We start from the raw sequence: 20,491 nt of genomic DNA on the forward strand, positions 1-20,491 counted from the left end.
CCCAAAGGTCTCAATGAAGCGTGGGAGGCGGCGGCGCCAGCGGCGTCGCCGTCTCGATGGCCGCTGTATAGGCCCCACCTCCCAAGCCTGTCAACAACCAACGTGAAACTTTTTAGACAGCGCAGCAGTTTTTCAAAAACGGGGCTGTTGGGCCGCCATTTTGAGGCTGAATCGACGCCTTGGCGCCTCCCCCCGCCGAGAGTTCCGCTCGTTTTTTCGGAAGCGGCGCAATTTTTTCTGAAAATGCCGTTCGGCCCCCTCCCCGCGATCAGAAGGAGACCCCGGACCTAGTCCTGGAGGTTTGCGCTCGTCGCCACGGCCAGCATCTCACGACAAAGCGAGCGGAAGCACCAGCACGACGGCAAAGCCATCGACCTTTCCAGCGAAGCGGATCGAGCCGCCATGGCTGCAGATCATGTCGGACGCGATGGCGAGGCCGAGCCCCGATCCGCCCTTCCCGGTGGAGCCGGATGTGAACGGCGCGATGACCGAGGCCCATTCGGATGCCGGAATGCCGGGACCATCGTCGAAGACCTCGACCATCGCCTACGCCCCGCCTTGCGAAACCGCCACCGTCAAAGCCGTCATGGCGCCATGGGTCAGGACGTCATCTGCCGCTCGCATGAGGCGAGGATAATCGCTAGATTCCCGCAATGCGCCCGACACAGATTCGCAGCTGTGACCTTTCATCCTTGCAGAACGCGCGGCGTCGCGAGCCCCGTCATGCTGAGCGCTTCGGCAACAGGGCCGTTACGCTCGCGGCAGCAAATAGGGTGGAAACCGAAACCGTGGTTGCGCGTTCTGGTCGCATTACGGAGACGAAACGATGATATTTGAATTCGTGTCAGCCAGGGCGGGCCGTGACGCCGACCATAGTCACTCTGAGGGGCTTCAATGATGAGACGTGTTATCGCGGCCGCCGGCATGCTGAGCCTGGCCCTTCTGGCAACCGGCTGCGTCCAGCAGAGCCGTCAACGCGTGATCGTGGCGAGCCCCGAGCCCGGTCGCGGTGCCGCAATCACGAAGCGAATTACGCCCGATGGCGTCGGCGGCCTGTTTCTCCCAGACGGATCACGTGTCGAGGTGGATCGCGCCGGGGGCTTCACGCTCCCCAATGGCGACTATGTCCGCCGAGATGCGTCCGGTGCACTGAACTTGCCCAATGGTTCGCGCTGCCTGCCCGACGGGCAAGGCGGATTTGGCTGCCCGTAGCAGTCGACGGCCACAACTTCGCAGATGGTCCGGGCTCGCCACGCTAGCTCGAACCACCTGCACGCCGGACGATCTTCAGTAAGTTGGATATTCAGTAGGTCGCCCTGCCGCCTGACAGGTCGAAAATGCCTCCGGTGGAGAAGGAGCATTCGTCGCTGGAGAGCCAGAGCACCATGCGCGCGACCTCTTCGACCTCGACGAAACGCCCCATCGGGATGCGGCCGAGGATGTCGGCGCGGCGCTCGGCCGAGATCTCCCTGGCCATTGCCGTCTCTGCCGCCGCCGGCGTGACCGCGGTGACGATGATGCCGTCCAGCGCCGTCTCCTTGGCGACGCTCTTGGTCAGCGCGAGCAGCCCGGCTTTTGAGGCCGAATAGGCTGCGGCCTTGGCCATGCCCTCCTTGCCCTGGATCGAGGCGATGTTGACGACATGGCCGCGCAGGGGATGCGGCGTGGTCGCGGAGGCGCGCGCCGACTGCCGGCGCATCAGCCCGACAACGGCGCGGGTGACGAGATAGGAGCCGAACAGATTGACCTGCAGCACGCGCTGGAAATTGTCCGGCGTCGTCTCCCAGACCGGCTTCACCTCGCCGAGCACGCCGGCATTGTTGACCAGGATGTCGATGCGACCATTATCTTTGAAGGCGGCCTGCGCCGCGGCCTCGACCGCGGCAGCGTCAGTGATATCGAGCACGCGGGCGCGGGCGCCCTCGCCCAACTCCGCAACCGCGTCGGCAAGGGCTGCGCTATTGGCGTCCCAGAGCTCGACGATCGCGCCGGCCTCGATCAGGGCGTGTGCGATGCCGCGCCCGAGCCCGCCGGCGCCGCCGGTGACGATGGCGATGCGGCCAACAAGATCATAACGCGCGCTCATCAGCCGGCGCTCCAGGCCGTCTTGGTACGGGTGATCTGATGGCGGTAGAGGCCCAGTGAATAGGGGCCGCTCCCGCCGATCGCATCGAGCTTCTCGCCGGCCAGCTCCGCCTTGGCGAGCGTGACGAAGGCCGCCTCATCGCCCCAGCCTTCGAGCAGCAGCACCCAGCGCGGCACGGCATTGGCGACACCGCGCGCCTTCTGCTCGGCAGTGGCGACGCCGCTCGCCTCGGCGTCGGCCGTCAGCAGGTGCACGCCGGCGATGCCGGGCCTGGCGAGCAGGTCAGGGATGGTCTGGCGTAGCAGTGTCGCCTTATGCGCGGCGGCCTCCGCATCGGCCACGTCATAGCGCAGCGTCGCGATCAGGCCGCCCTGGGCTGGGCCGGTGCTATGGGCGACGCGACAGATCGAGCGCGCGACGGAGCGGAAATGCTTCACCGCCGCGAGCGTCCAGGGCGTCGGTGCGTTGACGCGGGCGGTGTAGTCCTGGCTCTTAAGGACTTCGACGCTCAGGGCCTCGTAAAGATTGAAGAATTCAAGGTCGGCCTCGATTGCGGCATAGCGCCGCCCGCGCGTGAAGCCGGGAATGCCGAGCCGCTCCGGCATATGCTCCTGGCCATGCCAGGCATAGAAGATCTCGCGGCCTTCCGGCGCGATGTCGTGCCAGATCGCGACCGCGCCTTCTCCAGATAAGCTCACTGACATCCTCCCGGTCGGGTCTCGAGGGCGCGTTGACTCCGCCTCTTGCGGTTCGTATATGAAATTCAATTCTGAATTGGAAATCAATTCCAAAATAAAAACTGCAAGGGATGAAGCGTGACGATCGCAGCGGTAGAGCGGGCGTTGAAGGTGCTGGAGGCGTTGTCGGGCGAGCCCGACGGCGTCGATCTCAGCCTGCTCGCAGAACGCCTCGATCTACCGGCCAGCGCGACGCACCGGCTTCTGGCGACGCTCGCTGAGCGCGGGTTCGTCGCTCAGGACGCATCCAGCGGCGCCTATGGGCTGACGTTGAAGCTCTCCCAGCTCGCCTTCCGCAATCTCGATCTGCGCGGCCTGCCCGATGCAGGACAGATCGTGCTCGACGGGCTTGCCATCGCGACCCGCGAATATTGCCGCCTCGCCGTAGTCGAGGGCGAGAGCCTGGTCTGGATCGCGCGGTCCCAGGGAGCGACCGCGGGCCTGCGCTATGAACCGCCGATGGGCACCGAGATCGTGCTGCACGCCACCGCGACGGGAAAGGCCTGGCTCGCCTCCTTGCCGGAGGCCGAGGCGCTGCGCATCGTCTGCGCGCGCGGTTTCCGGGCTGACGGCCGCACCGGGCCCAATGCCTTGCGGGATGTCGATGCGCTGCGGGCCCATCTCGACGAAACCCGCCGTCGCGGCGTCGCACTCGCGGTGGAGGAAGGCGAGATCGGCACGGTCGCGATGGCGACGACCTTCCGCGCCGGCCCCGACAGCGACGCTCCCGTCGCGGGCACGCTTAGCGTCGCCGGCCCGGCGGCGCGCATGAGCGAGAGCCGGCATGGCGAGATCAGCGCCGCCTTGCGCCAGGCCGCGCGCGCCATGGCGGAGATCTGGCCGCTGCGGCGCCGGCAGATCCAGAACCTCGTCCCTGCTGTCGCAGGCGGCGAGCAGCGCCACAGTCTTTCCTCGGGCCACAGTCTTGCCGCAGGGACAAACGCATGACGGACGAGGTCGCAACCCGGCCGACGCAGCAGCCCGCCGAAGCCTCCCAGGCACAGAGCCGGGCCGGCGCATGGGTGTCTGCCATCGCCTGGCCGCTGGCGAGCTTTGCCGTGCTGCTGCTCGCCTGGCAGTGGCTGGTGCCGCTGGCGGGTATCCCCGAATACATCCTGCCCGTGCCAAGCGCCTTCTTCGAGCGGCTCTGGAGCGACAGGGCCCTGATCTTCCAGCACACGCTGGTGACGGGCAACGAGATCGTGCTCGGCTTCCTGATGGCGGCGGTGATCTCGATCCCGCTCGGCTACATCATCGTTTCCGTCAAAATCCTGGAAAAGGCGATCTATCCGGTGATCGTCTTCTTCCAGCTCGTGCCGAAGATCGCGATCGCCCCGCTCTTCGTGGTCTGGTTCGGCTTCGGCCTGTTCCCAAAGGTGCTGCTCACCTTCCTGCTCTGCTTCTTTCCGACGCTGGTCGCCAGCATGACCGGGTTCCGGGCGCTGGACGAGCGCGTGCTCTATCTGACCCGCTCGATGGGCGCCTCCGCCTGGCAGACCTTCCGTTATGTCCGGGTTCCAGCCGCGCTGACCTATATCTTCTCCGGCCTCAAGGTCTCGGCGGTGTTCGCCGCGACGGGCGCGATCGTCGGCGAATTCGTCGGCGCCAATGCGGGGCTCGGCTATCTCCTGCTGCGCGGCACGAGCTTCCTCGACATGCCATTGATCTTCGCCTGCCTCGTGGCGCTGAGCCTGGTCGGGATCCTGTTCAGCTATCTCGTCGACGGGCTCGAGGTGCTGCTGATGCCCTGGCAGCGCAAAGGCTGACAAGCGCAAGGGCTGACGCGCCGATCCATTCTGTTCACGAACGAACCATCAACCCGGACCAACCGGGGCATACGGGAGGACCAAGACCATGAACCGACGCATGTTGATCACCACTGTCGCCATGCTCGCACTCAGCGCAGGCAGCGCCTTCGCACAGGGTGCCGGCAAGCCGATGAAGATCACGCTGAACTTCCTCGCCGCCGCGCCCAATGCCGGCTTCATGATGGCCAAGCAGCTCGGCCTCTACGAGAAGGCCGACATCAACCTGACGATCGAGGAGGGCAAGGGCTCGGGCACCACGGCGCAGATGGTCGCCACCGGCCAGACCGATATCGGTTTCGCCGACGCGCCGGCCGCCATGCAGCTGCGCACCAAGGGCGCTCCGGTCAAGATCATTGCCCCCGTGCTCCAGACCAATGGCTTCGCGATCATCGCGCTGGAAGACAGCAAGATCAATTCGCCCAAGGACCTCGTCGGCAAGAAGCTCGCGGTCCAGCCGGGAACGGCACAGACGACGCTGCTGGAGGCCATCCTCGCCAGCAACGGGATCGACAAGAGCAAGGTCGATGTCATCGCGATCGATCCCGGCGCCTTCGTCGGTGCGCTGCTCGAGAAGAAGGTCGACGCGATCCTGGGCGGCGCCGATTTCCACTCGATCCAGATTCGCGAGCGCGGCTTCAAGGTCCGCGACATCTTCTACCGCGATGTCGGCGTGCCGACGGTGGGCTTGTCGATCATCGCCCGCGACGACCGGATCAAGGCCGATGCGGAGCTGTTCAAAAAATTCGTCGAGGCGAGCCTCCAGGGTTGGGACGCGGCGCGCAAGAATCCCGAAGCGGCGGCGGACGCCGTCGTGGCGCAGTTCCCGGCGGTGAAGAAGGCGCAGGTGCTGGCGCAGTTCGATGTCGTCAACAAGCTGCTCTGCGCGCCGGGAGCAACCGCGCTCGGCAAGGTGCCGGAGACAAACTGGACCGTCAGCTACGACCTGCTGACGCAGTATCTCGGCCTGCCCAAGGACAAGCCGATCACCGATTACTACACGACCGAGCTGCTGCCGGCCTCGGCACCGGCCTGCCCGTGAGACGATGATGCATCCCAGCTCTGCGCAGCCCGGCACCGGCGCCGCCTCCATTTCCGGACGCGGCGTGATCAAGAGCTTCGGCGGCTTCACCGCCGTCGATGGTCTCACCCTCGATATCAGGAGCGGCGAGTTCGTCAGCCTGATCGGCCCTTCCGGCTGTGGCAAGAGCACGTTCATGCTGATGGCGGCGGGGCTGATTCCGATCAGCTCCGGCGAGCTCCTGGTCAATGGCAAGCCGCTGACCTCGCCTTTGACCGATATCGGCATCGTCTTCCAGGACCATCTCCTGCTGGAATTCCGGACGGCGCTGGAGAACGTGATGCTCCAGGCTGAAATCCGCGGCCTGCCGCTCGCGCCTGCGAAGGAGCGCGCGCTGGAGCTCTTCGCCAAGCTCGGCATCAGCCACGCCGTCGACCGCTACCCCAAGCAGCTTTCGGGCGGCATGCGCCAGCGCGTCTCGATCGCGCGTGCACTGATCCACGATCCGTCCGTCCTGATGATGGACGAGCCCTTCGGGGCGCTCGACGCGATCACGCGCACGCAGATCCGCCACGATCTCGAAATGCTCTGGCTGGAGACGGGCAAGACCGTCGTCTTCATCACCCACTCGATCGACGAGGCGATCGGCCTGTCGGACCGCGTGCTCGTGATGTCGCCGACGCCGGGTCGCGTGGTCGACGAGATCGCGATCGAGCTGCCCCGCCCGCGTCCCGCGCATCTCGGTGATTATCCGAGCTTCAACGCCTATGCCGACCGCATCCACGACGCGTTCCGGCGCTTCGGCGTGATCAAGTACTAGGCGCAACGCGACGCCCCCCCGGGTAGGGCACGGCTCCCCTCAGCCGGTTCCCTCTCCCGTCATGGTCGCCCTTGTGGCGACCATCCACGTCTTCGCTGATCAAGGTCTGAGTTCAAGACGTGGATGCTCGGGACAAGCCCGAGCATGACGGAGAGGGCACAGCCTCCCGATGTGGAGCATTTGACAACAACCGGATCATCTCCCACTCTCATTCTTACATAAAACAAAAATGAACAGGGTGGAGATGTGAAGGGGGCATGGAGCCGGCAGGAGACGCGCGCCGCGGTTCTCCGCTATCTCTGGCGATCCGGCGGGTCGTTCCGGCCGGATGTGATCGCTCATATCGGCCTGACCGATGCGAGCATCTCCCGCATCGTGGCCGATCTCAAAGCGGAAGGGCTCGTCGACGAGACCCGGAAACGGGCGCCTTATCGCGGCGGCCCAAGCGCTTTTCTCACGCTGAGCGAGAGCCAGTTCGTCGCAACGATCGAGCTCTCCAACAACCGCGCGCATGTCGGCGTCGGAAACCTCAAGGGCGAGGCGCTGTTTTCGGAGCACCACGACCTGCTCGACGGCACGGCCGCCATGGCGGCGGAGAACATCACCGCCGCAGCGATCGCGCGCATGGCCGATTGGTGCCTGCGCCACGACATCGTCTTGCGCCAAATCGCCGTCTCCATACCCGGCTACCATCCTGGCCAGGCGAGCAACCCGATCGTGGCGCTGCGGCGCGACTTCATCACCCGGACGCTGGAAGCAGCGCTCCCGGACGTGCCCGCGACTTTCGCCAACTCGATCGTGACGCGCGCCCTGGCGCATCGGCTTCAGATCGGCGTCACGCGGGATGAAAGACCCTATTTCTATGTGTTCCTCGGGCATGGCGTCGGTGGGGCCTTCGTCGATGAAAGCGCCGGGAGCGACGATGTGCTCCCCTGCGAAATCGGGCACATGATCATGGACCCGCAGGGCGCGCGGTGCCGCTGCGGCCATTCCGGCTGTCTCGAAGCCTATGTCTCGACAGGGGCCATGGCTCCGCTCTTCGGCAAAGCCGAGCAGCACATGCTCGCGCCCCGCGATAGCTGGCGCGAGGGCGTTCGGCTGTCTGGTCATGCCGAGGCCGAAATCGGCATCCGTCTCGCCCAGCTCGGCACGGCGATCGGCAATGCCCTGAACCTCAATCGTGTCAGGCGGGTCGTCATCGCAGGCTGGCCAAGCGAGCTGCAAGACAAGGCCCGCCCAGCCTTATTGGCCGGTATCGACCAGAGCCTGTTCGGCGGCGCGGCCGGTGTTGAATTGTCCTTCTCCGCGATGAAGCTCGGCAGAGAACCCGCATCGGGCATCGCGCTCGCCACCTTCTGCTTCATCAATCGCGGCGGGCACCTGGCCCCGGCGCCTGGCCGCAAGCGAGCACGGCGCCCGGCGCTGGAAACGTCATGACAAATCACAAGAAAATCGGGAGGACACCATGAAAACGCATTGGGCAATCGGCGCCATTCTGCTTGCACTATCAGCCGGCTCGGCAGCGGCGCAGAGCGTCTTGAAAGTCAGGCCGTCCGGCGACGTCAAGATCCTCGACCCGATGCTGGGCTCGGATTCGATGGCCCGCAACTTCGGCTACATGGTCTACGACACGCTGTTCGCGGTCGACGACACTCTGGCGGTGAAACCCCAGATGGTGGCGGCATGGAGCACTTCGGCCGACGGCAAGACCTGGGACTTCACGCTGCGCGACGGCCTGGCATTCAGCGACGGCCAGCCCGTCACCTCCGACGACGTCATCGCCTCGCTGAAGCGCTGGAGCGGCAATGACAGCATGGGCCAGCAGCTCAATGCGCGCGGCGCAAGCTGGAGCGCGCTCGACGCCAAGAGCTTCAGGCTGACGCTGTCCCAACCCTGGGGCTTCGTGCTCGACGCCCTCGGCAAGCCCGGAGCGCCTGTGCCCTTCATCATGCCGGCGCGGATCGCCACGGCGACGCCGGCCAATCAGGGCGTGACCGACCAGACCGGCTCCGGCCCCTTCATCTTCAAGAAGGAGGAATGGCTCTCGGGCTCGAAACTGGTCTTCGTCAGGAACCCGGCCTATGTGCCGCGTACGGAGGCGCCGAGCGGCTTCTCCGGCGGCAAGGTCGCGCGCGTGGACCGCGTCGAGTGGCAGATCATCCCCGACCAGCAGACGGCGATGAACGCCGTGCTGAAGGGCGAGATCGACATCAGCGAAGACCTCTCCGCCGATCTGATCGGGCTCGCCAAACCGGCAAAGGACGTCGTCATCGCCCGTCAGGATGAACTCGGCGTGGCGCAGCAGATCCGCATCAACTCGCTGCAGCCGCCATTCAACGATCCCAGGATCAGGCAGGCCCTGCTCCATGCCGTCAACGGCTCCGAGTTCCTGGAAGCCGTGATCGAGGATCCGAGCCTCGGCAAGACATGTCGCTCCTTCTATATCTGCTCCTCGCCCTATTTCACGGAGGAAGGCTTTCCCAAGCCGGACCTCGACAAGGCCAAGGCGCTGGTCAAGGAGAGCGGCTATGACGGCACGCCGGTCGTGCTGCTCGACGCCACCGAGAACACCAATATCCACGCCTTCACGATGGTCGCGGATCAATTGCTGCGCAGTATCGGCCTCAAGACGGATATCCAGGCGATGGATTGGGCCACGGTCGTGAGCCGCCGCGCGAGCAAGGAGCCGGTTGGCAAGGGCGGCTGGTCCATCTTCATTTCAGGACCTGGAGGGCTCGACATGATGGAGCCCCTCAGCCATCTCGGCCTGCGCTCGAACTGCGACAAGGCCTGGTTCGGCTGGCCTTGCGACGCCGAAATCGAGGCCATGCGGTCCGCCTTCGCCGACCTCTCCGACCTTGGCGCGCGCAAGGCGCTCGCCACGAAGATCCAGGCCCGAGCCGTCGAAACGGTGCCCTATATTCCGATCGGCCTGCAATATCAGATCAGGGCCCACCGGGCGAACCTGACCGGGATCCTGACGCCGCCGGCGCCGGTCTACTGGAACATCGCGCGCAAATAAGCAGCCGCCGAATGATCATCCGCCTCTAGAGCATTCCGCGTTTCTCCGAATCGCGGAATGCTCTAGCTCCTTGTTTTAGCGTGTTTTCTCCGCGCAAACGCTTCGCGTTTGTCGCGGGGAACCGGTGTCCACTTCGCTCGAAAACGCTCTAGTCGCAGCAGGACGATTCGAACCATGTCGTGGCGGCGGCCGTAAGGGCGGGCAAGGCCGCCTGCAGCGCCCGGTAGCGCGGCAGGTTCTTGCGCAAGAGCCCGCGCAATTCGGCCTCGCATCGCTCGAGCTCGATGCCTGTCGGGCGGCCATCCCTGACGATCTCCCGCCCGGCCACGACCACGTCGCGGACGCAAGCGGTGTTGCCGCGGGCGAACAGCAGGTCGAGCGGATCGACAGGCATGATCGCGTCGCGATCGAGCCGGTCGAGGTCGATCACCGTGAAATCGGCGGCAGCGCCCGCAACCAGCGTGCCCGACCCCGGCGCGCCCGTGGCCTTGCGGCCGTTCCGGACCGCGAGGGAGAGGAATTCGGCGCGGCCCCAATTGCGCCGGAGGCCCGCGCCGTCATGCATGATCTGGACGAGCCGCATCTCGCGCAGCGCATCGTCGTCTTCGTCGAGCGCTGCGCCATCGACGCCGACAGCGATCGCGCAACCACGACGATGGGCTTCGGCGATCGGCCCGAGCCCGGAATGCAGATGCAGATTGGAGCTGAAATTGGTGACGATGGTCGCGCCGGCCTCGGCAATGAGATCGAGCTCCTCGGGCCTCGCATGGGTGCAATGGGCCAGGGTCAGGCGCTCAGAAAGCAGGCCGATATCCTTGAGGTAGCCAAGCATGCCGCCCGGGAAGGTCCTGTCCGCCCAGGCGCGCTGGTAGACGGTTTCGAGGAGATGCATGTGCACGCGCCGGCCGGTCGCGGCTGAGCGCTCGGCAATGGCCTCGAGCAGGGCCGGCGAACACCATTGCACTCCGGCGGGCCCGAACTGGACATCGATCATCGGCCCGGCGATCGCGGCGGCGATCTCCTCGACAAGGTCGAGATAGGCGGCAGGCGGCATCGCCGGCCGGATGAACAGCTCTTCGACCGGCTGCCGCGCCTCGACCGGGAGAGCCTCGAGCACGGCGGCGCTGTCGCCATAGACCAGCGGGTTCTGGTCGCGCACCGCCGGTGCGAAGGCCAATCGGATGCCGACATCGCTGGCCGCGCGCGTGATCTGCCGGGCTTCCTCGACGATCGGCATCGTGCCGCTCGGGCGGGTATAATGGACCATCATGGCGCCGCAGCCGGCCCGTGCCGTTCTGGCCAGCGAGACGGCGGCGGCGAGATAGGGATCAGGCGGCGTGCCGAAGGCCGAGCGCAGCATCCAGGTTTCGAGCGGCAGGTTCGCTGCGCCCAAGGAGGTCATGCTCGGCCGGGCATGGTCATGCGCATTGACGAGGGCCGGGATGATCAGCCGGCGCCCATCCTGCACCGCTTGCCCATCCAGCACGGCGCTGATCACCCCGTCCCTGTGCTGGAGCACGGCATCCGCGACGAGGTCTTGTCCGGTGAACAGGCTCGTCGCGAATGCCGTCCCTGTCATCTCGCCCTCCCGGCGGGTTCAGTTCACAGTGTAGACCAGTTCACGCTCCGCCTTGGGCGGCAGGAACTGGCGCGAGAAGATCTCACTGGGCGCCGGCGTGCGCGCGAGCTGGTAACCCTCGACGATGATGCCGATGGCACGCGCCATGCGCTCGTCCTTGGTGTCGCCGATGCCGATCTCCTTCATCTCCGGCGAGACGATAAGCTCGCTGAAGGAATATTGCAGCCGGCGCTTCTCGACCTTTTCGTCGACGAGGTTGTCGAAATTGATCACGCCCTTCATGCCGAGCCCCTGATCCCCAGCGATCTCGATCAGTGCCTTGTTGGTGGCGCGGACGAGGCCGGCCACGGCCTTCGGATTCTCCTTGATCAGCTTCTGCGAGACCATCAGGCCGTTCGAGTAGAGGTCGAGGCCATAATCGCCGAACATCAGCCAGTTGAAATCCTTGTCCGGATCCTGGCGGTTCAGCACGAGGTTGAAATAGCTGGTGATGTTGAAGACCAGCGCGCCGTCGATGTCGCCCTTGATCAGCAGGGGCTCCTGCAGGTTCGGCGCCATATTGGAGAGCTTGACCTTGTCCATTGGGACGCCGTTCTTGCGCGCGAAGACCTCGAGCAGGCGGGTCGTCGGCGTGCCCTGGGCGCCGCCCAGCGTCTTGCCGACGAGCTCGGCCGGCTTGGTCACGCCGGTCGCCTTCTTCGTCACGATCGCGAAAGGCGGCCGGTTCCATATCATATAGACCATCACCGGCGCTTCGCCCGGCTTGGCCGCGGCGTTCTGGATGATGGCGTTGACATCGCCGAAGCCGGCATCATAGGCGCCGCTCATGACCCGGGTGACGGTGGCGCCGGAGCCCTCGCCCTGATCGATGACGACGTTCAGCCCCTCGGCCTTGTAGTAGCCCTTGTCGCGCGCGACGAAGAAGGCTGCATCCGAACCTTGCGTCTTCCAGCCGAGCGTGAACTTGATCGTGGCCTCCTGGGCCAGCGCGGAGCCGGCCCAGGCCAGGCCGGCAAGGAGTGTCGCGGTCCAGGTCTTAAGCATCGTGGTCTTCAGCATCGTGATCTCCCCTTCTGACGATTTGTGGCGATTGCAGGAGGCCTAGGCGGTGGCGAGGTCGGTCTTGCGGGTGGCCCAGCCGGTGACGCGCATCTCGATCAGCGAGAAGGCGACGTAGAGCGCCACGCCGAGCCCGGCGAGGATGAACAGCCCGGCAAAGACCAGCGGCACGTTGAAGTTGGACGAGGCCGTCATCATCACATTGCCGATGCCGCGATTGGAGGCGACGGTCTCGGCCAGCACCGTGCCGACGAAGGCATAGGTGATCGCGACCTTCAGCGAGGCGAAGAAGAACGGCATCGTGCGCGGCAGGCCGACATTCCACAGGATGTCGAACTTGCTGGCGCCGAGCGCCTTCAGCACGTCCTCCATCTCGGGCTCGGTCGTAGCGAGGCCGGTCGCGATGTTGACCACGATCGGGAAGAAGCAGATCGACAGCGAGGTCAGCACGGCCGGCACCGTGCCCGAGCCGAACCAGAGCACGAAGATCGGCACCACCGCGACCTTCGGGATCGAGGAGAAGCCGATCAGCAGCGGGTAGACCGTGTCATAGGCCGTGCGCGAAACGCCGATGACCGCGCCCAGGACGACGCCGAGCGCAACGCCGAGCACGAAGCCGGCCATCGTCGTCGCCAGCGTCTGCAGGATATGCGGCCACAGGATCGGGAAGCGCTGCACCAGCGTCGCGACCACCTGGCTCGGGCGCGGCAGGACCAGGTCCGACATGCCCGAGATGACGCAGAACAGCTCCCAGCCGACGAAGAACAGCACGATCAGCCCGGCTGAGCCCAGCCTCTGCCTGAGACGGATATCGGCCATGTCAGATGCTCTCCTCAAGGACCGGGGCGGAGCGGGCATCGACGATGAGCTCGCGCAAGCGCTGGTTCAGCGCGACGAAGTCCGGCTCGAAGGTCATCGCGATCGTGCGCGGCCGGGCGAAGGCGACCGCGCTGTCGTCGAGGATGCGGCCCGGCCGGGCGCTCATCACGCAGATCCGGCTTGCCAGGAAGCCGGCCTCGCGCAGATCATGCGTCACCAGCAGGACGGTGGGGCGGTGCGCCAGCCAGAGCTCCTGCAGGATCGCCCAGAGCTCCTCGCGCGTGAACTGGTCGAGCGCGCCGAACGGCTCGTCTAGCAGCAGCAGGCGCGGCTCATGGATCAATGCTCGGCACAGATTGGCGCGCTGGAGCATGCCGCCCGAAAGCTGCCAGGGATATTTGCCGGCAAAGCCCTGGAGCCCGACCTGGGAGAGCAGCGCATGCGCCTTGTCGCGGAAGACGCCGCGCTTCTCCCGCGCGAAACGCGAGCGGAACGGCTGGACGATCTTCAGCGGCAGCATGACGTTCTGTTCGATCGTCAACCAGGGCAGCATGGTCGGATTCTGGAAGGCCATGCCGATCCGGAGCGCCCGCGCGGTGACCTCGCGGCCACCGACGATGACGACGCCCGAACTCGGCTGCACGAGCCCGCTCACCAGCCGCAGGATGGTGGACTTGCCGCAGCCGGAGGGGCCGACCAACGCGACGAACTCGCCATCGGGAATGCGCAGGCTCGTCTCGGACAGGGCCGGCACCGCGCCTGCACCACGACCGAAGGTGACGGAGGCCTGCGAAAGCTCGATTGCCGGAGCGGGGCGCAGCGTTGCATCCGCACCCGGCAGCGGCGGCGCCGACGGAACGATCGCTGGCTTGCGGTGCGGCTGGCTCATGCCAAAAGTGCATGCAATTGCAGTGCCACATTGTATCCTGATCGGACCGCCCTCCTTGTTCGAGCGGCCTCGGCAATCCATCATGGCCAGCGCGATCGGCGGGATGCCGAGGCAACCCGGCTGTCCCGCGCATGCATTGCGGAAGCGGTCGACATGGCGCTAAGACGGTCGTCCACGACGTGGAAACCATGATGGCGCGCGAGACGGACCAGGGCCGCACTTCGCCCGACAAGCTCGGGACGATCTGCCGCGCGTTACGCCGCGCGATCATCGAGCAGGCGCTGGAACCGGGCGCGAAGCTGCCCGAGGATGCGCTGGGCGAGAGTTTCGGCGTCAGCCGCACCATTGCACGCCACGCGCTTGGACAATTGGCGGCCGAAGGGCTGGTCGAACTGCGCCGCAACCGCATCGCGGTCGTGGCGACGCCGAGCTGGCAGGAGGCGCGCGACACCTTCGACATCCGGATCGAGCTCGAGCGCCTCGTCGTGCGGCAACTGGCCGGCCGTTTGAGCAAGGCCCAGATCGCCGCGCTCAGGGCCCATGTCGATGCCGAGGATGCAGCGCGCGGCGGCCCCGACGCGGTCTCGATCCGGCTCGCGACCGAGTTTCACATCCTGCTCGCCACGATGACGGAAAGCCCGATCCTGATCCGCTATGTCAGCGAGATCGCCTATCGCTGCTGCCTGATCCTGTCCTTGTTCAGCCGGCCTCATTCGTCCGAATGCGCCATCAACGAGCACCGCCTGCTGATCGACACGCTTGCGGAGGGCGACGCCGACAAGGTGATGAGCCTGATGCATAGCCATCTCGATTCCGTCGCCGACCGCGCTCTGGTCGCGCAGGCCAAGCCGCGCGGCCGCGACATCATGGATATCCTGGCGCCCTATGCCGAAACGCCGCCGGCGAGCCCCGCCGGCAAGGCGGGTCCTGGCCGCATCTCGCGGCGCGACGCGGCGGAATAGCGTTCAGGCCTTCGGCTGCTTCAGCCCCGCACCGACCATCCGCTCATCGCCGCCCCGACACGCGTGCAAGCGAACGCGTTATCCGATCAGGTTGCGCTGCAACCTGATCGGATAACGCGTTCGCTATTACATAATGAGAGACGGATTCACCGATCAGGTCGATCCGACCTGATCGGATCCGGCTCTGCGGGATCGGCATGCAAAGTGCATGCATGTTTTTTGTACAGCCTGAACTCGTTTCCTAGAGCAGGATGCGAAAAAGTGGGAACCGGTTTTTCGCATTGATCCTGCTCTAACTCTTGGATGAGAGACGGATTCGGATTTCAGATGGGCTCACTTTGTGACCCCGTCTGAAATCATCCGGCTCTATGCATGCGATGCCCAGCTCCCTCGATCTCATCTTTCGTCAGGCGATCATCCCCAGCCACGATCGGCCGGTCGATATCGGCATCGCTGCCGGGCGCATCTCGGCCATTGCGCCCCGTATCGTCGCCGATGCGCCGGAGATCGTCCTGGACGGCCGCGCCGTGCTGCCGGGCTTCGTCGACAGCCATGTCCATCTCGACAAGGCCTGCCTGCTCGGCCGCTGCGGCCATAGTCATGGCGGGCTCGCAGACGCCATCGCCGCGGTTGCCGCGATGAAGCGCGATTTCACCGTCGACGACGTCTATGAGCGCGGCGCCCGCGTGATCGAAAAGGCGATCGCCAAGGGCACGACCCGGATGCGCACCCATGTCGAGGTCGATCCGCGCGCCGGCCTGCGCAGCCTCGAAGCGATCAAGGCGCTGAAGGCGGCCTATGCCTGGGGGCTGGAGCTTTCGATCTGCGTCTTCCCGCAGGAGGGGCTGACCAACGATCCCGGCACTGAGGAGCTTCTCGTCGCCGCCCTGCGCGACGGGGCGGACCTGCTCGGCGGCTGCCCCTATACCGACAGCGACCCGCTGGCCCAGATCGACCGGCTCTTCACCCTCGCCGGGCAGTTCGACGTCGACCTCGATATCCATCTCGATTTCGACCTCGACCCAAGCTGGATGCATCTCGATGAGATCTGCCGCCAGGCCGAGCGTCGTGGCTATCAGGGCCGCGTCGCGATCGGACACGTCACCAAGCTCTCGATGGTGGAGCCGGCAAGCCTCGCCCGGATCGGGCAGCGACTGGCTGAGGCGGGCGTGGCGGTGACGGTCCTGCCCGCGACCGATCTCTATCTGATGGGGCGGGAGGCTTCGCATGCGGTGCCGCGCGGCCTGGCGCCGGCGCACCGTCTCGTGGAGCAGGGCGTGGTCTGCTCGGTCGCGAGCAACAACATCCTCAACCCGTTCACGCCCTTCGGCGACGGCTCGCTGCTGCGCATGGCGAATTTCTACGCCAATGTCGCGCAGATCGGCCCGGACGGGTTCCAGCGCTGTCTCGATCTCGTGACGACGCTGCCGGCGCGATTGATGAACCTCGCCGATTACGGGATAGCCATCGGCAACCCGGCCGATGTGATCGTCTTGGACGCGCCGACCGGCAGCGACGCGCTCGCGGAGATCGCCGAGCCGATCATGGGTTTCCGGAGCGGCCGGCAGAGCTTCGCACGCCCGGCCGCGGCGCTGTTTGGCCCTGCACCGCACTCGCGGCACGTCCTGTGAGCGAATTCACGGCGTAGCTCCCGCACTTTGATGAGAGCCCGAAAGCGAGAACCGGTTTTCGGAACGAGCCGATGCAGCGGAAGGCGCGGGGAACCCTCTCCCTAGGGAGAGGGTTCCCCGCGCCACAATCCGGACCGAGCAGCGAACACAAAGCCCTGCCCGCGGATCGCTCGATCCATCATTTGACAGCCAAATACCGGCGTGCAGTATACAGCATACAATAAAGCTGCTGGCTCGAACCGGCAGTCATTCAGGGCCAGGAAACCACGGAGGTGCGCCAATGCGCGCTCGCGAATCCGTCATCGCCGATCACGCGATCGATCGCTGCCCTATGTCATGAGAGCCGCGACTTGCTCCGGCTGCCGGCAAGGCGATGCCGTCGTTCCGGCATAAGCTCAGCGCAGGCCAGCGAAACCTCCTCGCCACTCTCCAAAGCGTTCCCTGCCCGTTCGACGAGCTGACCTGCGATGCACTTACCCAAAGCGTTCCTTCGCTCGATCGAGAACCTGCTGATCGCAGCCTTCGTCGCGATGATCATCATGGTCTTCGGCAATGTCGTTCTTCGCTATCTGTTCAACTCCGGCATCACGATGTCGGATGAGGCCTCGCGGATGATCTTCGTCTGGCTGACCTTTGGCGGGGCATTTCTGGTCGCGCTGGAAGGCGGACATCTCGGCATGACAACCGTCGTGCAGATGCTGGCGCTTCGCGGGCGCTGGTTCGCCCGCCTGCTGGCCGAGGGGCTCTCGCTGCTTTGCATGACGCTGCTGGTCTGGGGATGCTGGCTGCAGAGCAGCATCAATTTCAGCAACCTGTCCCCGGTGCTGGGTGTACCGACCGCGGTCTTCTACCTGGCGGGCCTGGCCTGCGGCCTCGGCATCGGCCTCATCAACATCGTGACACTGATCAAGCTCTTGAGCGGACGCCTCCCTCCCGATCAGCTGATCACCGGAGCGGAGTCGGAGGAGCTGGCCGCCTTCGACGCGCATAACCAAGAGCGCCCGCGCTCATGACCATTCTCGTCTTCCTGGTGTCGCTTCTGGGCGCCATGGCGCTCGGCATGCCGATCGCGACCTCGCTCCTGGTCTGCGGCGTCGCCTTGATGATTCACCTCGACACCTTCGACGCCCAGATTCTCGCGCAGAACCTCATTGGAGGCGCCGACAGCTTTCCATTGATGGCCGTGCCCTTCTTCATGCTGGCCGGCGAATTGATGAATGCCGGCGGCCTCTCGAAGCGGATCATCGCCTTCGCGATGGCGCTCATCGGGCATGTGCGGGGTGGGCTTGGCTATGTTGCCGTGCTCGCGGCGATCGTGATGGCGAGCATCTCCGGCTCGGCGGTGGCCGACACGGCGGCCTTGGCGGCTCTGCTCATTCCGATGATGCGGCAGGCCGGCTACCGCCTCGACCGCAGCTGCGGCTTGATTGCAGCCGGCGGCATCATCGCGCCGGTCATTCCGCCCTCGATCGGCTTCGTCGTGTTCGGCGTGGCCGCCGGTGTGTCGATCACGCGCCTGTTCCTGGCCGGCATCGTTCCGGGCTTGTTGATGGGGCTGGCCCTGGCGATCACCTGGTATGTGCTGGCAAAGGACGAGCCGGTCTCGACATTGCCGCGTCCCAGCGTGAAGAGCATCGTCAAAGCCGCCCTTGATGGCTTCTGGGCCCTGCTTCTGCCGTTCATGATCATCGGCGGCATGAAGGTCGGAGCCTTCACGCCGACAGAGGCTGCGGTGGTTGCCGCGGTCTATTCCCTCTTCGTCGGCATGTTCGTCTATCGCGAGCTGAAGGTCGAATATCTGCGCCCGGCCTTCCTGGCGGCGCTGAAAATGTCGGCCTCGGTCATGTTCCTGGTCGCCGCCGCGCTTGTCTCGGCCTGGCTGATCACGATCGCCAACATACCAGCCGAAGTCGGCGCCATGCTCGGCCCGCTGATCGAATACAAGATGCTCCTGATGATCGTGATGATGCTGCTCGTCGTCGTGGTCGGCACGGCTCTCGACTTCATCCCCACCGTCCTGATCCTGACGCCCGTGCTGATGCCGATCGTCAAGCAGGCCGGGATCGACCCGGTCTATTTCGGCGTCCTCTTCATCATGAACAACGCGATTGGATTGCTGACGCCGCCGGTGGGAACCGTGCTGAACGTCGTCTGCGCGGTCGGCCGCATTCCGATGGACAAGGTCATCCGCGGGGTCATGCCCTTCCTGCTCGCACAGATCGCGGTTCTCATCCTGCTGACGCTCGTCCCCGAGATCGTCACGGTGCCGGCAAAATGGTTCTACGGGCGCTGAGAAAGCCCACTCGCAAAAGCAATCCGGAGGAGGCCCCCATGACGATCACCAGACGCACCGCCCTCACGACCGCCGGCGCCGGGCTTGCCCTGTTTTCCATAGGTCGCCCCGCTCGTGCCCAGGCGGCCAAACTGCGCTTCGCCCATCCCCATCCCGAGTCGGATAGCTGGCACAAGGCCGCGCTCCAGTTCGCGGAAAAGGTCAGGGCGAAGAGCGCGGGCAAGCTCGAGGTCCAGGTCTTCGCGAACGGAGCTCTCGGCTCGGATTCGCAGACGATCAGCGCGGTTCGCGGAGGCTCGCTCGACATCTGCCTGACAGGCAACCCCTTCTTCACCGGGCTCGCGCCGAAGCTGAACGTCCTGGACCTGCCCTTCCTGTTCCAGAGCCGCAAGCATGTGGCGACAGTGATGGACGGGCCGATCGGCGATGGCTTGCGCCAGGAGCTCGAAGGATCGAATCTGAAAGCTCTCGCGACCTGGGAGATCGGCTGGCGCAATCTGACGAATAGCCGCCGCCCCGTCGCGACGGCAGCCGACATCAAGGGCCTGAAGATCCGCACCACGCCCAACCCTGCGCATATCCGCGCCTTCCAGCTGTTAGGCGCCGTGCCGACGCCGATGGCGTTCACCGAGCTGTTCTCCGCGCTTGAAACCGGCGCGGTCGACGGCCAGGAGAACCCGGTGACGCTGATCCTCAACGCCAAGTTCAGCGAAGTCCAAAAGCATCTGTCGCTGACCCGCCACGCTTTCACCACCGGGCCCGTGGTGATGAACAAGGCCAAGTTCGATGCGATGGCGCCCGACATACAAAAGCTCCTCGCCGAGACGGCGCTCGAGCTGGCTGTCGTCCAGCGCGGGATGAACGAGGACACGGAAGGGTCGAGCCTGGCGGAACTCAAGAAAGCGGGGATGCAGGCGGTGGAAACGCCAGACCGCGAGTCCTTCTCCAGGATCGTCACCGCAGAAGTCGAGAAGGAGTTCGTGACGAAGTTCGGCGGCGAGACGCTCGAGGCGATCAAGAAGGCGATCGTCTGATGGAGATCATCGACCTGTCCATGACGATCGAGCCGCATTTCCGCTGGCCCGTCGAACTTGCGATCAAGGGCGACATCGCAGCGGGCGACCAGTTCCGCGTCTCGCGGATCAGCATGACCTGTCACGGCTTCTCCCATGTCGATGCCCAGGCCCATGTCATCGCCCATAGCCCGACGATCGAGACGACGGCGCTTGCGCGCGTCGTCGGCCCATGCCGGGTGCTGGATCTGCGGGACGTCAGCGCCAATCAGGCTATCGATGCCGAGCGGCTCGCCACTGCGGACCCTGGCGGCCCCGATGGCGAGATCCTGCTGCTGGCGAGCGGCTGGGATCAAAAGCGGGATTACAAGACGCGCGAATTCTGGCTCGACGCGCCCTATCTGACCCGCGACGCGGCGCTCTGGCTCAAATCCCGCAACCCGACCGCACTCGCCTTCGACTTTCCGCAGGATTTCCCGATCAGGCTTCTGCTCGACAACAAGCATGTGCCCTTCGCGGAGCACGTCACCCATGACATCTGCCTGCGTGCGGGCATCACCCTGATCGAATACGTCGTGAACACGGGAGCCCTGAGGAACCCGAGGACCTTCCTCTGCGCCGCGCCGCTGAAGCTGCCTAATGCGGATGGCTCGCCGGCACGCATCTTTGCAATCGAAGGGCTGAGCTGAGGCCCACGGCACACAAGCCGTCTTCGACGCTCCCCCATACAGGGCCGGGCTTTGCACGATGCCACA

Annotated in this window: 20 protein-coding genes; 13 read left to right on the top strand and 7 right to left on the bottom strand. The window is 65.4% G+C overall.

All coding sequences use genetic code 11. The features are described 5' to 3' along the window. Nucleotides 1–327: 327 nt before the first annotated feature. Nucleotides 328–543, bottom strand: a complete 216-nt coding sequence (locus ACSQ3P_RS13900; RefSeq protein WP_436166095.1) for an ATP-binding protein — start codon at nucleotides 541–543, stop codon at nucleotides 328–330. A gap of 354 nt (nucleotides 544–897) precedes the next feature. Between ACSQ3P_RS13900 and ACSQ3P_RS13905 the strand changes: the two genes are divergently transcribed. Beyond that, nucleotides 898–1,212, top strand: coding sequence for a hypothetical protein (locus ACSQ3P_RS13905; RefSeq protein WP_436166096.1), 315 nt, complete (start codon nucleotides 898–900; stop codon nucleotides 1,210–1,212). Between the two features lie 91 nt (nucleotides 1,213–1,303). On the opposite strand, the gene ACSQ3P_RS13910 is transcribed toward ACSQ3P_RS13905, so the two are convergent. Further along, nucleotides 1,304–2,086 (bottom strand): SDR family NAD(P)-dependent oxidoreductase, encoded by a 783-nt coding sequence (locus ACSQ3P_RS13910; protein ID WP_436166097.1) that lies wholly within the window; start codon nucleotides 2,084–2,086, stop codon nucleotides 1,304–1,306. Next, nucleotides 2,086–2,784, bottom strand: a complete 699-nt coding sequence (locus ACSQ3P_RS13915) for a hypothetical protein (protein ID WP_436166098.1) — start codon at nucleotides 2,782–2,784, stop codon at nucleotides 2,086–2,088. The genes ACSQ3P_RS13910 and ACSQ3P_RS13915 overlap by 1 nt, the downstream gene beginning before the upstream one ends. A 117-nt stretch (nucleotides 2,785–2,901) precedes the next feature. On the opposite strand from ACSQ3P_RS13915, the gene ACSQ3P_RS13920 reads away from it, so the two are divergent. The 6 genes from ACSQ3P_RS13920 to ACSQ3P_RS13945 all read left to right on the top strand — a co-directional run bounded on the left by ACSQ3P_RS13920 (nucleotide 2,902) and on the right by ACSQ3P_RS13945 (nucleotide 9,491). Beyond that, complete coding sequence (locus ACSQ3P_RS13920) at nucleotides 2,902–3,771, top strand: IclR family transcriptional regulator (RefSeq protein ID WP_436166099.1); 870 nt, start codon at nucleotides 2,902–2,904, stop codon at nucleotides 3,769–3,771. Beyond that, a complete protein-coding gene (locus ACSQ3P_RS13925) occupies nucleotides 3,768–4,589 on the top strand; it encodes an ABC transporter permease (protein WP_436166100.1) in 822 nt (273 codons plus the stop codon). Before ACSQ3P_RS13920 ends, ACSQ3P_RS13925 begins: the two co-directional genes overlap by 4 nt. 88 nt (nucleotides 4,590–4,677) lie before the next feature. Further along, nucleotides 4,678–5,670: an ABC transporter substrate-binding protein gene (locus ACSQ3P_RS13930; RefSeq protein ID WP_436166101.1), complete on the top strand. Its 993-nt coding sequence runs from the start codon at nucleotides 4,678–4,680 to the stop codon at nucleotides 5,668–5,670. A 7-nt stretch (nucleotides 5,671–5,677) separates the two neighbouring features. Beyond that, nucleotides 5,678–6,469 (top strand): ABC transporter ATP-binding protein, encoded by a 792-nt coding sequence (locus ACSQ3P_RS13935; protein WP_244546662.1) that lies wholly within the window; start codon nucleotides 5,678–5,680, stop codon nucleotides 6,467–6,469. Nucleotides 6,470–6,715: 246 nt separating this feature from the next. Next, entirely contained in the window at nucleotides 6,716–7,906 is a 1,191-nt protein-coding gene (locus ACSQ3P_RS13940; RefSeq protein WP_436166102.1) for an ROK family protein, read from the top strand. A 28-nt stretch (nucleotides 7,907–7,934) separates the two neighbouring features. Then, entirely contained in the window at nucleotides 7,935–9,491 is a 1,557-nt protein-coding gene (locus ACSQ3P_RS13945; protein WP_436166103.1) for an ABC transporter substrate-binding protein, read from the top strand. A 148-nt stretch (nucleotides 9,492–9,639) separates the two neighbouring features. On the opposite strand, the gene ACSQ3P_RS13950 is transcribed toward ACSQ3P_RS13945, so the two are convergent. The 4 genes from ACSQ3P_RS13950 to ACSQ3P_RS13965 are packed head-to-tail and all read right to left on the bottom strand — an operon-like array spanning nucleotide 9,640 to nucleotide 13,837. Beyond that, a complete protein-coding gene (locus ACSQ3P_RS13950; RefSeq protein WP_436166104.1) occupies nucleotides 9,640–11,070 on the bottom strand; it encodes an amidohydrolase family protein in 1,431 nt (476 codons plus the stop codon). A gap of 18 nt (nucleotides 11,071–11,088) precedes the next feature. Continuing rightward, nucleotides 11,089–12,114, bottom strand: coding sequence for an ABC transporter substrate-binding protein (locus ACSQ3P_RS13955; RefSeq protein WP_436166265.1), 1,026 nt, complete (start codon nucleotides 12,112–12,114; stop codon nucleotides 11,089–11,091). 57 nt (nucleotides 12,115–12,171) lie between these two features. Continuing rightward, nucleotides 12,172–12,948, bottom strand: a complete 777-nt coding sequence (locus ACSQ3P_RS13960) for an ABC transporter permease (protein ID WP_436166105.1) — start codon at nucleotides 12,946–12,948, stop codon at nucleotides 12,172–12,174. A 1-nt stretch (nucleotide 12,949) separates the two neighbouring features. Beyond that, nucleotides 12,950–13,837, bottom strand: coding sequence for an ABC transporter ATP-binding protein (locus ACSQ3P_RS13965; RefSeq protein WP_436166106.1), 888 nt, complete (start codon nucleotides 13,835–13,837; stop codon nucleotides 12,950–12,952). Nucleotides 13,838–14,025: 188 nt separating this feature from the next. Here ACSQ3P_RS13965 and ACSQ3P_RS13970 point away from each other — a divergent pair, with 188 nt between their 5' ends. From ACSQ3P_RS13970 to ACSQ3P_RS13995, 6 genes are all read left to right on the top strand, one after another. Continuing rightward, the gene (locus tag ACSQ3P_RS13970) at nucleotides 14,026–14,799 is read left to right on the top strand and encodes a GntR family transcriptional regulator (RefSeq protein ID WP_436166107.1); all 774 of its coding nucleotides are present in this window, start codon (nucleotides 14,026–14,028) and stop codon (nucleotides 14,797–14,799) included. 368 nt (nucleotides 14,800–15,167) lie between these two features. After that, complete coding sequence (locus ACSQ3P_RS13975; protein ID WP_436166108.1) at nucleotides 15,168–16,430, top strand: amidohydrolase family protein; 1,263 nt, start codon at nucleotides 15,168–15,170, stop codon at nucleotides 16,428–16,430. A gap of 467 nt (nucleotides 16,431–16,897) precedes the next feature. Beyond that, nucleotides 16,898–17,443: a TRAP transporter small permease gene (locus tag ACSQ3P_RS13980; protein WP_436166109.1), complete on the top strand. Its 546-nt coding sequence runs from the start codon at nucleotides 16,898–16,900 to the stop codon at nucleotides 17,441–17,443. Next, nucleotides 17,440–18,723, top strand: a complete 1,284-nt coding sequence (locus tag ACSQ3P_RS13985; protein WP_436166110.1) for a TRAP transporter large permease — start codon at nucleotides 17,440–17,442, stop codon at nucleotides 18,721–18,723. Before ACSQ3P_RS13980 ends, ACSQ3P_RS13985 begins: the two co-directional genes overlap by 4 nt. 38 nt (nucleotides 18,724–18,761) lie before the next feature. Continuing rightward, nucleotides 18,762–19,757, top strand: a complete 996-nt coding sequence (locus tag ACSQ3P_RS13990) for a TRAP transporter substrate-binding protein (RefSeq protein WP_436166111.1) — start codon at nucleotides 18,762–18,764, stop codon at nucleotides 19,755–19,757. Continuing rightward, a complete protein-coding gene (locus ACSQ3P_RS13995) occupies nucleotides 19,757–20,425 on the top strand; it encodes a cyclase family protein (protein WP_436166112.1) in 669 nt (222 codons plus the stop codon). Before ACSQ3P_RS13990 ends, ACSQ3P_RS13995 begins: the two co-directional genes overlap by 1 nt. The last annotated feature ends 66 nt before the right edge of the window (nucleotides 20,426–20,491 follow it).

The sequence above is a fragment of the Allobosea sp. LjRoot9 genome (genome assembly GCF_964252745.1).
Lineage (GTDB): Bacteria > Pseudomonadota > Alphaproteobacteria > Rhizobiales > Beijerinckiaceae > Allobosea.